11 protein-coding genes are annotated in these 13,586 nt (G+C 40.6%); all 11 read right to left on the reverse strand.

Features of this window, described 5'->3' with window-relative positions; translation table 11 throughout:
* Positions 1 to 190 (reverse strand): hypothetical protein (locus AAC006_RS15355; protein ID WP_339891825.1); only part of this gene is annotated, 190 nt, incomplete at its 3' end.
* Between the two features lie 187 nt (positions 191 to 377).
* Entirely contained in the window at positions 378 to 683 is a 306-nt protein-coding gene (locus tag AAC006_RS15360) for a hypothetical protein (protein ID WP_339891827.1), read from the reverse strand.
* On the reverse strand, positions 667 to 972 hold the full coding sequence (locus AAC006_RS15365) for a hypothetical protein (RefSeq protein ID WP_339891828.1): 306 nt from the start codon (positions 970 to 972) through the stop codon (positions 667 to 669). The genes AAC006_RS15360 and AAC006_RS15365 overlap by 17 nt, the downstream gene beginning before the upstream one ends.
* A 5-nt stretch (positions 973 to 977) precedes the next feature.
* Positions 978 to 1,478, reverse strand: coding sequence for a hypothetical protein (locus tag AAC006_RS15370; RefSeq protein ID WP_339891829.1), 501 nt, complete (start codon positions 1,476 to 1,478; stop codon positions 978 to 980).
* A gap of 437 nt (positions 1,479 to 1,915) precedes the next feature.
* Positions 1,916 to 2,128, reverse strand: a complete 213-nt coding sequence (locus tag AAC006_RS15375) for an MbcA/ParS/Xre antitoxin family protein (protein WP_339891830.1) — start codon at positions 2,126 to 2,128, stop codon at positions 1,916 to 1,918.
* A gap of 1,054 nt (positions 2,129 to 3,182) precedes the next feature.
* Positions 3,183 to 3,908, reverse strand: coding sequence for a SprT family zinc-dependent metalloprotease (locus AAC006_RS15380; RefSeq protein WP_339891832.1), 726 nt, complete (start codon positions 3,906 to 3,908; stop codon positions 3,183 to 3,185).
* Entirely contained in the window at positions 3,908 to 6,994 is a 3,087-nt protein-coding gene (locus AAC006_RS15385) for a type I restriction endonuclease subunit R (RefSeq protein ID WP_339891833.1), read from the reverse strand. Before AAC006_RS15385 ends, AAC006_RS15380 begins: the two co-directional genes overlap by 1 nt.
* 35 nt (positions 6,995 to 7,029) lie before the next feature.
* Positions 7,030 to 9,636: a nuclease domain-containing protein gene (locus tag AAC006_RS15390; protein ID WP_339891834.1), complete on the reverse strand. Its 2,607-nt coding sequence runs from the start codon at positions 9,634 to 9,636 to the stop codon at positions 7,030 to 7,032.
* A complete protein-coding gene (locus AAC006_RS15395; protein ID WP_339891836.1) occupies positions 9,636 to 11,759 on the reverse strand; it encodes an AAA family ATPase in 2,124 nt (707 codons plus the stop codon). Before AAC006_RS15395 ends, AAC006_RS15390 begins: the two co-directional genes overlap by 1 nt.
* Positions 11,760 to 11,835: 76 nt before the next feature.
* On the reverse strand, positions 11,836 to 12,774 hold the full coding sequence (locus AAC006_RS15400) for an endonuclease NucS domain-containing protein (protein ID WP_339891837.1): 939 nt from the start codon (positions 12,772 to 12,774) through the stop codon (positions 11,836 to 11,838).
* 10 nt (positions 12,775 to 12,784) lie between these two features.
* Complete coding sequence (locus tag AAC006_RS15405; protein ID WP_339891838.1) at positions 12,785 to 13,552, reverse strand: hypothetical protein; 768 nt, start codon at positions 13,550 to 13,552, stop codon at positions 12,785 to 12,787.
* Positions 13,553 to 13,586 lie beyond the last annotated feature (34 nt).

A 13,586-nucleotide genomic window follows, 5' to 3' on the forward strand; every position in this document is an offset into this window, starting at 1 on the left:
CTACATTTTGTCTGCAGATAGAATCATAGGGGTTTAATGGCAAACCCATCACCTGCGTTAAATAATCTGAATTTGGTTTTTCATAGTCTCCACTAATTGCAAGGTAGTTGTCCCTATTAAGTTTCTGTGGTGCTAATGAGCAGCCAGAAATTAAACAAAGGGTAATGAGTGGTAAGAAAAGCAATTTCATTAGAATCCATCCTGTTAAATTTACATTTTCATTAAAGCGGTCTAATAGCATTTACACAGAAACGTGAAATCAAGTAAACACGAACAACATCAACCCTCGAGACGAAAATTAGGAACCCGCCGATAACATTAATTTAGTAACACATTAATGACCATAACATATAGAATTCGAAGAGAGCTTTCTATTCCTATTTTTCCGGCTTATCATCGAGGTGAACTCTTGTTGCAAGTTGTATCTGGGTAGTGGTTTCTTGACTGTCACTTCCTCCGATAATAACCGAAATAAAACCATCACGATCCACCGATACCGATTTAAAGGTTACACCAACGTCGACAACACCTTTAAAGCCAATACTTTTTCGCATTTCGACTACATCGTTAATAGCTGATTCGAAAACTTCACCAACGGTCAAGGCGTCCCTATCAGTCCTATTTCTATCGTCATCATCTGAACGTCTATTTCTTCGTCTACCTGTTCTATTTGGAGGAGGCATTTTTTTCTTCTTCCATTCTAATTACTCCAATATCAGTATCAATTTTCCCTGCAAGGCTTAACTCTATACTTCCTTCGTCATTGACAATTAATTTATCTGTATCGAGCATTTCACATTTACAAGTTAAATTGAATGAAACAGTTCCAGTTATTAATGCGCGAGCTTGACTACTATCGACATTTGAAGAAGCCTTGTTTACTCGACTAATTGATTTTTGCAATGCCAGTAACAAATCGTCAAGAGTTTGATTTTTAGGCGCACTCTGGTCTTTTTTCTCCGATATGGCCATGGTTGTTAACTTTCCTCTAATGGTGTAGATGCTACTGCCAGTTTATCAATTGCATTTTGAACCGAAGCTGCATCTGATAGCGTTACTCCTAAGTCGTTTAAATATTCAGAAAGGGTTATTTCTGTATCATTAGAAAGTGCGTATTGCGCACGTGCTTGTAATATGCTTTCGTTTGTCGTCTCTTGCATAAATCCAAAAGAACCCGATGCTTGCAACAGACCGACCCCCAAACCCAAAGAAGCACTGCCTTCTGCTCTCTCAATTGACGAGACCCTCATAGTAATGCCAATCGAAACTTGTGCACCAACTTTCCATATTGGTGCTAGTTTCATATGTTCATCAATAATTTTCTTTTTCTGAGTGTCGTCAGCATCATTTACCAGCCTAAGTACGTCTTTCAGCCAGTTAATCCAAGTTTTGCGCTGAATAGTTGCTGCTTGCACAACTGCGTCTGTAGGCGCGGTTAGGAGAGTAGTAATTACTTTAGTTATATCATTTGTTGCCATAATTCATCCTTGTTAGCTATATTGCGATGTGGGTGTTCAATTTATATACAATATCGTAGCATAAATTAAAGAAACGTTAACGCTTTTTGTCGCTAAAAGCCGCTAGTTTCACATGCTTGAAATCATCACAGGTAAAGCGAAGAAATCCATGTTCAGCGGCTCCTTGTTTTTCTATTATCTAAGGGTCCGCTTCAAGTACTCAACGGCCATTTCAATAGTAGCAGTAGAAGGGATAAACTGGCACAAAGAAAGAGGCACCATAAGATTCACCGTTAGAATAAAGCAGAAATAGCAGTATTTAACGAAATTACTCACACCCTTCTCTGGAAACCTTATTCTGTATGCAAACCGTCCCAGAGACAGTAGAGAGTTAGATAAAGCATGATCAGACCAGACTGTAAGGACAGTACCAGCATCGATTTGATTAAACAAAAAGACTACGCAGTGTCGCCGTTGGCCATCAATCCGAGGATGTAGACAACTTTTTTTCTTCCTTCTGCTGAAGCGAATAATTCAGAAGGCGTTTGACCAGATAGTATCGGAAGCGGAGTATTAATCCACTCGTTAATCATTTCATCGTCATTACCAAAAAAATTACGCAATTGAGAACCTACGACTTCTTCGGATATTTCATTGAAATTTTCATTCACGCCGACTTCCTCTTACCTAACATTAGTCTGATTCACGTCGCTTCATATTGCAAGAAATTTGAGCTGCAATAGTTAGCGAGTGGTGCACTTCGGAGTTGAATTCGCGAGCTTATTATTTCAGTAAACAGGCATTAATTTTACCGGTAAACACAATGTGTTTACTAAGGGTATACACATCGTGAAAAGCTTATTGTGTTTACTTCCAGTAGTCATTATGTGTTTACTAGTTTTAGTAAGTAATTGCCGCTATGAAGAGAAGCCTGACTATACGTGTGCTCAGCGAAAAACTTTATAGTGAGGGTCTAGAAGCCACATGCATGCAAAGTTACTGAGCTTGAACTTCTCAATTATTGCGCTCCGATTTTTGGCGCTTTTTACTATTTTTCTATCAGCATATATTCTGAATACGTTATCGTTAGCTGAATAAATTACGCGTCCCCTGCTGAATTCTTGATATTGACTTCCTTCGAGCTCAGGAAAAAATGGTCGATATATTCTTTTTTCTTCCCACTCGACGACGTGGCTGAGGTCACTATCATAGAGACCCATGCTATCGCAAGTCAGCGTGTTAAGGTCTTCTTGTTTCGCAATTACTACAGACTTATAAAGCCAAAAAATACCAATTTGAGGTTTCTGAAGTCGCAAGAGATAAAACCCAAAAGTATAAATAGTCAGCAACTACCTTTCGCTGAATTTACAACCCTTTTTAATTCAGATCTTTGCACGTGAGGCAACTTAGATGGCTTTTAAGGCAATTAAAGTGACTTAAATGACAGTTAGACTGTCTTTTGAGGCAATCTAACTGCCTCAAATGGCACTTAAAATGTCGCAAAAGGCAGTTCGGAATCACACGTTTTTTACCAGTTATTGCCTAAAATACGCTCAGAGAATTCTGTCATTATTTTTATTTATAATTTTATAATTGTTTATAATCGTTAGAATAATTTATAACATACAATTTGATATCTGTGTGCACTAGAGCTAAGAAATGAGGTCTAGGTCTCGAACATTACCGGTCTGTGTTCTCTATCATCAGCATTCAAGATTATAAAAGCTAATATTGCCAATCTTCATGCGCAAGCGGCAAACTGTTCAATAGATCACGCCGCTCCCTCCAGTTGGGCATTAACTTATCCATATGAGCTATAAAGCGTTCGTTGTGATGCCGTTCTAGGAGATGCACAAACTCGTGAGCCACAATATACTCAAGGCACTCGAAAGGCTTTTTGGCTAGTTCAGAGTTGATGATGATGCGCTTTGAATCTGTGTTGCAGCTGCCCCACTTCGTTTTCATTCTCCGCACAGTTACTGACGACGGAGTCCGCTCCAACTTTCGAGCCCAAAATTCTTTTAGCGACTCCAGTGCTTTCTGGGTTTCCGTTTTATAAAACGCATCAAACAGAGTTTGTTTGTCTTCAAGAGACATTTCTTCAGTAATAGCTGCTTGTAATCGTCGATTCTTTACACCCTGTACTTCAGCTTTTTTGCTGACACTGATTATGCGTAAGCGATATTTTTGCCCCCAAAGAAAATGGGCCTCACCATCGATAAACTCGCGAGGTGACTGACGAGGCTGCTCGACAAAGTCTCTCTGTTGTTTCTTTATCCAAGCAAGCTTTGATACTACAGCGGTCCTAATTGCAGTATCAGTCATGGCTGTAGGAACTGAAACTCTCACCCTTCCATCAGGTGGTAAAACATTGATGTGAAGGTTCTTAATTGGTTTTCTATGTAGTGCGAAACTTAATTCACCTATTTTTAACTCCGAAACATCGGCCATTACTGATAATCTTTCTGTTTTTTTGCAAGTTCAATGACATCAGTGACGTTAATGTCATAACCTGCCGCTGTATCAGCGACCGCTCGTGCTATTTCGCGCTCTTTAAACCGATCTCCTATCCAGTCGGCTTTTTTGGTTTCTCGAATAGTCCTATCTAACATTGTTACAAGTGACTCGTTTTTACCGAAGTTATCATAGAAAGCTTTCTTTGCTTGCGTGTCCATGCTTGAAGGATACTTATCATCAGCATCAGAAGGCACTTTTACCATTTTAGCTAACGCGATTATCTTCTCTAAGTAGTCCTGATATTCAATGGCCTTCTGCTTCCGGAGATTAATAAGCTCTGCCAGCAGTGTAGACATTTGCTCATAATATTTCGGGTTTACCGGATTCTCATCAACAATAGTCCTACGAACGTTATTCTCGATTGTTTCAGCCATATTTTCCTGACTCTCTTTAATCCCTTCAGGCAAGTCATCAAGCGCTTCTGCTCCTTTTTTAACAATGAGATCAACTAAACCCAAATCTTCAATTTCGACAAGTTGTTCGCTGGGCTTCGCTCTGACGTATGTATCGAGTAAAAAGCGCATCGCTGGCTCATACTGCTTCATATCGACACTATCTTTACTAGCGACCTTAACTTCGTTTCTTACTGTTTCAAAGTGCAAAACTTCCTGACGAATCTTCTCAGTTTGTTGAGATGTATAACCGGCTTTTCCCATCTCATTTGCTAGATTCCCAAAATTACGGATAAGCTTAGCAACCGCTTTGTAAAACGTCAGTCTCAAGTTTTCCTTATCAAAAAGTTCGTCGGAGTTATCACCGGATGATCCACAAAAATAAATCAAATAATCCTGCGTTTCCTTAGGTGCTTTAACCGGCTCACACAGCCCTCTCACCATTTCTAACGCTGTTTCTAACTCGGCCCTAGCCTCGGTGAGTCTGTCTTTCAATAAGCCCTCAACATCTTCGCTGTCATAACTATCGAAAGCCTCACCGGTATAATCACTAATCGCTTTATCTAAGCTCTTAAATAGATCTTTATAGTCAACAATATACCCGACATCTTTATCCTCAGTGTCGAGACGGTTTACCCGGCAGATGGCTTGGAATAGATTGTGATCTGCCATTTGCTTATCAATATACAAATACGTTGCCGACGGCGCATCAAAGCCCGTTAGTAATTTATCAACAACTATTAAGAGCCGCATTTGACCGGGCTCTTTGATAAACTTTTGTTTCACTTGTTTTTCGAACTCTTCAACTAGCTTTGCTGCTTCGTCTTCCGGCTTTTCAAAATATTCTGCGAGCATCTTCCGGTAAACTTCATATTTGAAGAGCTTTTCCGTGAGACCTTCACCTGTAGTCTCGCCCTTAATACTCGCACTTGTGGGTTGATAGCTTGTTACTATAGCGCATTTACCAGCCAACTCCGTCTTTACGAACATGTCATAAACTGCACAAGCTTGATGCACGCTAGCACACACGAGCATAGCATTACCCCGCCCTTCTTTAAGACGAGGTTTTGTATCCATATCCAGCAATATATCGCTTACGATCTGTTCCAGTCGCGAACGAGACGACAGTAGCTTCTGCATCGATCCCCATTTCTGCTTCAACTGGGTTTTAGCGATATTCGACATACCGCTTGTTTTTGCTTCAAACCACTGGTCGACTTTTTTATGTGAAGATATTGCCTGATCGATATCTCTGGCTTCATAGCGCAAGTCAAGCACGACACCATCAGCCACCGCTTCATCAAATTTGTAAGTATGGATATACGGGCCGAAGATCTCTACTGAGCGAGCCTTGTCTTTCTTCATTAGCGGCGTACCGGTAAAGCCAATGAACATGGCATCCGGTAGAATCGATTTCATGGCTTGGTGGAGTTTGCCGGATTGAGTACGGTGACACTCATCCACGAAAACAAACAAATTACCTTTGGGTGCAAAATTGTCTGGTAATGCAGAACGCAAAGAAGCGATGAAGTCCTGTGTACTCTCGTCTTCATTGGCACTTTGGCGGCCGAATTTATGCACTAATGAGCACAGTAACCAAGGATTAGTTTGATTTATCGTAGATACGAGATCTGCCCCACTTTTACTTCGATAGATTTCTTCATCCACACCATAAAATACGCCCTCAATTTGCTCATCAAGCTCTGTTCTGTCGGTTATTATGAGAACACGAGCATTAGTAACATTTTCCCTGATCCACTTTGCCAGCCACACCATTGTAAGGCTCTTACCTGAGCCTTGCGTATGCCAGATAATTCCGCCTTGTCGAGCATCGATATGTTGTTTAGCAGCCTGTATCCCAAAGAACTGATTATGCCTACAAGTTTTCTTTACGCCTTTATCAAATACAATGAAGTCGTGGATAATCTGTAAAAAACGTGCTTTGCTGCAAAGACGGAAAAGGTCATTATCAAGTTTATGAGGGTATGGTTCTACCCCTTGTTCTTTCCACTCAAGATAATATTTTTCGGGTGTTTCGATAGTGCCGTAGCGCAATCCTTGCGTGTCATTACCGGCCATCACTAGTTGCATAGTGGTGAAGAAATTACGAATAAAACTCTTTTTCTGATTATCCAGATTCTGACGAATGCCTTCACTCACATCTACAAACGAACGTTTTAGTTCGAGAACGCTCAACGCGATCCCGTTTACATAAATCACAATATCAGGGCGTTTGGTATTTGGCCCCTTTATCGAGACTTCTTCAGCAATCGCAAAGTCGTTTGCCTGAGGATTCTTCCAATCTATCAACCACACGGTCTGAAACTGTTCACCAGCTCCACCTTTTACCTTTACGCCGTAACGAAGTAACCGATAGATTTCTTTATTAGCTTCATACAAGCTTTTCCCTTCGCCAAGCGCTGCGGCCTTGCCTAATTCATGTAATACACGGGATATCAAGGATGTATCAATATTTCGCCTTTCCAGCCAATCCTCTAAAAGAGATACCTCAACATTACGATTTTCACGCTCTGTCCAATCGCCCAAATAATCGTATTCAAGCTCTTCAGAGAAGAAGGCAACAACACGTTTTTGAGTTTCTTTTTCTTTTTGACCGACTTGGCTCATAATAATCCTTTAATAAATCATCCAGCTTCAAATTTTTATAAAAATTCTTCACAAGACGGGCACACGACATTGGACGTTTGAGTTGCCCTTGTACGATGATATGTCCACTTTAAACCATTCTTAAATAGAGGTTTAGAGCATTTTCTGCATACCGTTTTAATCGTTAGTAACGAACATGCTGAACATGTTAGCTCCCATCTTGGCTTACCACGTTTAGTGGGCGAATACTTTTCTACCATGGGTTGACCACATCCAATACAGCTCATGTTATGCCAAGCAACATTACCGATGCTCCATGGATTAGAAAGTATAACGCCCTTGGGTTGAAGAAACAGGCCAAGAAGTCTCTGAAGATGCTCTGCTGACCGGTAGCTATCTATCGAAGGGGATAAGAAAATAGACCCATATTTGTGAGCATTAGTCTGTCCATAATTACAATTCTCTCCCCACTCCAAGGGAGACGTTGGATTATCGATTGCTTTTCTAACGGGATGAATGATAAACACAGGATTGCTATCGCCTTCTGAATAATCCTTGTTTAGTCTTAGATCATCTACTATTGCCGCTAATGTGTCTTCTGTTTCTTCTCCCCTGAACTTAGCATCGAGTACTAAGCGATATTTCTTCTCCCCCCGGGTCGTCCACAAACTATTTGAGTTTGATGGTTCGACATATTCAGGGCAGAAGAAGTCGATAACAAAATCTGGTCGCTTACCATTTTTTAATTGCTTTTCGTAAGTAAGAATAATGCGCTGTTGCCTTTCCTCACACTCCATATTGAGTTCAATGTTATAACTATTAGGCGATACGGCGCACAATAATTTCGATTTCCATTCTCTTTCAGGCTTGAACCCATATGTCTGAGACAGGATTTTTAGAATTTGTAGTAAACACCAACGTTCATAAAGATTCGCTACATTTACGAGGCCTATCTCATCAATTTTCAGCATTTCATCAAGAAAGCTATCTGTCACACCGCTATTGTCTTTAAAATACTTGTAGCTTGCCTTTGCTTTGGCATAATGAGGGTTTTGAACAAAGGCCATCGTATTAGGGCAAACGGTCACCATTTTCGACGTATGTTTGTTAAAGAAGCGAAATAGTTTATTGAGACGTTGTTCAAGCACAGGAAGAGGTTTAAGCCAATTTGATGTGCGTTCATACAGGTCACCGAAACCCTCACAACGCTTTTTCAGAATCTCACACTCTTTCTGAATATCTAAGAGTTCTTGTTTATCCAGTGGGATTATCCAATCTTGCTTGGCTAATGCTGTCTCTTGTCTCTCAAGCCTGATTATTTCAGCAGATAATTTTTCCTCGGCTTGAGAACATAGTTGGATTGAATCAATCCGAGAAAAGGTGATGTGGTAACAGAATTTGCCAGTTGCTAAACCAACCTTTTTCCTTTCACATAATCCAGAAATTAAAATTTTTGATTTTGCTATCGTTTCAGAAGCGCCGTCTATATTAAGATTTAAGGGTAATTTAACAATTACATAGTTTGCGCCGGATTCATGCTTGATATCTCGACCGTCAATGTAATTGACAAAAAAACAGTTGTCTTCATTTGAAAATCTATCACCAATGCGTAGCTCATAACCTCTGTGGACAAGAGCGAAATTTTCATCTTGAAACGCATCTGAAGGGTCGATAACGAGAGCCTGTTCGAGCAGCCTATTGCTTCTACCTAACTCAAACTGAATATTCGAAAGCTGGCTTTTCAGTGTATTAATTTCGTCTTTCAATACTCTCCGATCTGCTTTTTTAGTCTTTTGCGTTGATAACTCCTCTAGCCTTACTTCTTCTTGCTCTAGTCTTCGTTTATAGAGATTTTTCTGAGAAATAACGACCTTATGCATATTTTTCAGCAGATACCGCATTCGGCTTGCACAATAAGCAATATAACGATTCTCGTTGGTATCGTAGCTCTCAACACTCACTCGACTCGTCAGCTGCCTAGCATGAGGTTGTGAGATTGTTTCTCTGAACGTTGTTGGAAGAGGCCGAACTCGTCTGCGACTAACCTTACCGTATTGTTCAATCAACTCGATGGTTGGTTTCTTTATTATTTTTTCTACACTGTCGATAAAGTCAGCCAAGTATTCTAAGTTCGATAGCTCAAATAAGTTCGTTCCTGTACTTTCCACCTTGGAAGTTATCGAACTGGATTGGTCCAGAATCAAAAGCCATAAGTCGTTTTTAAAATCTTTTAGAAAATATTCCAGTTCATCAGCACTAAAATTGACCGTATGGTTGTTTATCGTTAGGACTTCATCTAATAGTTTAACCCTACTCTTACCTGCCGTACGATAAAGACTGCTGTAGTAATACCCACCCAATTTATCTTTAGAAGATGTCCAATCATCGAGTTGTACCCACCAAATATTTTCACTGCCCGGCTCTTTTAGTGGCGTTAAAGGTTTACGGCTGCCGTCAGCTAATAGCGTTGAAGGCTGAACTTTTTTGCCATCGATAAAGCGTATGCCTACATACTTAAAAGATTTTGGAAAGGTAACCGTGTCAACGCTATAACCGTCTATATCGTCAATTAGCTCCAGCGCATCATTGCTCGCAACAAGCTTTTTAAGCGTGTCAGGGCTTTTCCAATTAATATCGAGGTATCTAACTTCAAAATCAGCCATTAGCGAGACCAGTAGTTAACTACCCAATCATTGGCTTTGGCATTAGCAATAACTCTATCAAGTTCAGCTACGCTGTAATCAATTCCCTTTAAATTTCTCAGGCTATCAAGCTCAGACCCAAGATAGTCACGGAACTCGCTCAGCAAGTCTTTTTTTGCGTAATCCTCGTCTAATTCTTTTTCACCATCAAACATCATCTTTGGCAAAATTTTATGTAGTACCAGACTGTTCAATATCTGCTCATAGCTGGCTTCAAACTTTTCTGCATGCTTTGCAAATTCTCTGGCTTGCCTAACGCTACGTAAGCCAAACTCTATCCCCAAAGGCTCCAGATATTCTTCGGCTATAAACAACAGAGATTTTACTAATTTATCTTCACGATCAAATCGAGGGTATGATGTCCTAAAATTCAGTTCACCCGGACTCAAGATAACCGATAAATTAATATCCAGTTCGGTATCTTCGAATTCAGCTTCGATATCATCCCATTTACTGAGTAAAGAACTTGAAAACTTGATGATATGAGCACGATCAAGGATTTTTGGTGAAAGATAATGGGTGGTTTCATCAACGTTAATGGCGCCAATAAACCTTACATTTGGTGGAATAACTAAGCTCGATGGGGTTGAAAGATAGCTGCCTAAATTTTTGCGTAACTGGGAATGATACTTTAACAGTGAACTCCCATCCTGAAAGCCGCAGAGTTTATGTAGTTTCTCATTCAACTCTTCATTTTTCAGAATATCCACGAAGCTATTAATAGACTCACTGTTTGATGTAGCTTCATCAACTAAGGACAGAAACATTCTGCACTCACTAACTAGATGTGCGCTTTCCGCTTCAGGGTACAGCCGTAATTCAGGCTGCGACTCACGCTCTTCCAACAGGCTTAAAAAGTCAGCGAAGTAATACTCAACACGCGCTAAATTCATCTCATCCAAACAAATTAGATATGGAATTTCGGGGTGTTTGCTCGCTTCAATAATGGCATCCAGAAACTGAGTGGAAAGGTATTTTTTTTCTAACGGATTATAGTATCCAATTAGGTCTTCCGAACTCGTCCAGTTAGGCTTTACTGGTACAATGACGGATTTGCCGCCGATTGCATCAGCAAAAGACTTAACCAAATTGGTTTTACCTGAACCAGAATCACCTGCGAGAATAATGAGATCGTTACTCATCAATAGCGCATAGAAAGTCTCGAGTACGTTGCGCGAGTAATAGATGCCCTTTTCTTTCAAATAAACCTGAATATAAGCCACGGCAGCACTTACATCAGAGCCAAAGACTTCAGAAAAATCATGACCTGTTCTTTCTGTCGGTGAATTTTCAGCTAACCCATCTTGTGGCAAATCGAGCAGCTCAAGTTTAGTTAATAACTCCGTTCTCTGTTCAATGAAGCGATTCAGTTTAAGCAATTTATTCTCTCTCTTGATAATTTCTCTGTCGTAGCTCGCAACTTCTAACTCCTTTGACGTACGGAGCTGTTCTAATTGCTTTTGCAGTTCCTCCGAATCAGATTTAGTGTTTTCCAAACGGTCATTGAGCCAAGCTATCGACTCCTCTATTTGTTTTTTTTCAACGCCAAGTTGCTCGATACTTTTTAATTGCAGTTCATTTTCTGCTTCCAAATCCGATTTTTTCTGATTTACCTCTCGGAGTACATTCTCTTCGTGTGACTTGCGTAGTGCATCGATTACCCATTCTTCTATAAAGTCACCACTTTCTGTTTGGTAGGGTTGAGTTAGCTCTTTCGGAAACTCTTTCAATGGGCTGACCGCATTATTAATTACATTAAGTTCGAACAAATTATCCCGTTTTGTTCGTTCACTTAGTGGAGCCAACTCCGCTTCAAATAGAATCCAACTTCCCGCTTTAACACCAACTTCTCTCAAGTCTTTGGGTATAGAGCCCATGAATATGGTGTGACGGGTTTTGTCATTTGCTTCAGGATATTTGAGCAACCGACCGTTTTTTGGATTGCGGATTTCGTTAACAATATAAAAAGAATTACCTTCCCTAATCGAAATTTGCTCAACTTTACCAATTACTATCAGCTTGGAATGCTCAGGGTATTCCCATACCCGTCTTAGCTCTTCTAAGAGCTCTTCATCTGTTCTCAAAACAAACCTTTTTAATTCTCAAATTTATCACTATCTCTATCTCTATCTCTATCTCTATCTCTAAACGACTATAGTTCTACTGTTGCTTTTCAAGTCTAAAACTGACTTGATAGCGGTAAAAATCGATATTATTTGTCACGCTGAGTGCGCGTTTGATTCTGATATCGTCCTCCAGAGCAATGATGATCCCTTTAACAGTTTGTCCTTGCTCGCAAAGCTCGTCTTTGACATACCCCATATACCGTTGTATTTGCCCTACTACATTGTCGCTGGCACGGCCTCTTTTTAGTTCGACCACCAATAAAGTCTTTTTATCTTTGCTTATTGCCAGAATATCGATAGGTCCGGTATCAGACTGATATTGTTGCCCGACAATTTCTCCCTCATCGGTATAGATATCGAACTCTCTTCCTAAGTCGGTTGAAGCCCAATTAGCCACAAGAAAGTCTTCCAAATGTTTTTCTAACGCAAATACAGATGGGTCTTCTACCGTCGCATCTGAATGGGTCAGTGCTGGCGGAGCTTTCCCCTCCAGCAGAGCTTCCAACTCTTCAGCGTATTTTGTGATATTAGAAACTGTACCTACAGAACCTGTGGAGTTTTTAAGCGGCTTAGACATTTCTTCACGTGCCACACCCTTGCCATACCACTTAACTAATCTGCGATGCGGGAGTACTTCATTAGATCGATAAACATACTCAGAGGTCACTTCGCCCACGAAGTATATGCCTTGTCCGTTGGGACAAAAGACAATATCACCAACCTTAATCCCTTTACATATCGTGTGCATCATGCCGCACGCTAGGCCTGCAGAAACTTTAGACTTATCAGGGTTAGACTCTAGATAGATGGGAATCATGTCATGATTAAACTCTCGCCAATTTTCAGGAAGTTTATCGGTGAGGTCGATATTATCTAACCAATCACAACCAATGAAGCCATGCTCAAAACAGGCTTGAGCATGCATACTGCCTTTACCAGCAATAATTCGAAAATAGCTTTTTGTCGGTGTCATTGTTAACCTCTTAATTCAATTCTTTGTTAACAAAACAATCATTGGGTACAAAGATCCAGCCTTCAGCCTCTTGCGCATCTTGTTCTGGGCGCCATAAAAGCTCGGGGAGTTGCTGGAACGTCCAACCTATTAACGCACAAATGTGTGCATCAAAATGGTCTTGATGGAGTGCTTTACCGTTTACCATAGTTGGTTTGCTAGCGTTTTTCTTCGCTAAAGGCCATTGAGCCCTATTTTGCAGGTCTGTGATATGTCTCGATTGTTTGCAAGGAGAGGGATACGCTTCAATAGCCGTAATATTTTGACGTTGCCATACGCCAGTAGATACCTTTTCAGGTATAAACTTTGCCAATAAATGCATGCCTTTGGTTGCTTGAGCACCAATCATATCTTTCACGGCAGATAACGGTTTAAAGCCACGATCGGCGAGCAGCCGTTCGCAGTAGCGGAACAAATATGGGTTTTGATGGCTTGCAACACGGGTATTACTTACTACGCCATTGAGTAATTTACGAAAACCGTTACTGACGGTTAAGGGTGTATCAATGGCCAGCACAGTTTGTTGTTGCTGGTAATCCAGTTCGCATAAAGCAAAGAGTGTGCTTAAAAGCGCCTGTTGATTATCGGATTCATTAATAATGTGTGCCAGATTTCCCCGCCACGGAAAACCAAACATTTCGCCCCGACTATCCAGCATTACCAGCGCATCGCGGCTGCTACTGTTTTTATCGCAGTTCCAACCGCCGACATCCCAGCCTATGTATACTCTATCGGTCATTCCTTGCCCTTATCCATGATAGTGTTTGATAGGT

The sequence above is a fragment of the uncultured Alteromonas sp. genome (assembly GCF_963976965.1).
Taxonomy (GTDB): domain Bacteria; phylum Pseudomonadota; class Gammaproteobacteria; order Enterobacterales; family Alteromonadaceae; genus Alteromonas; species Alteromonas naphthalenivorans.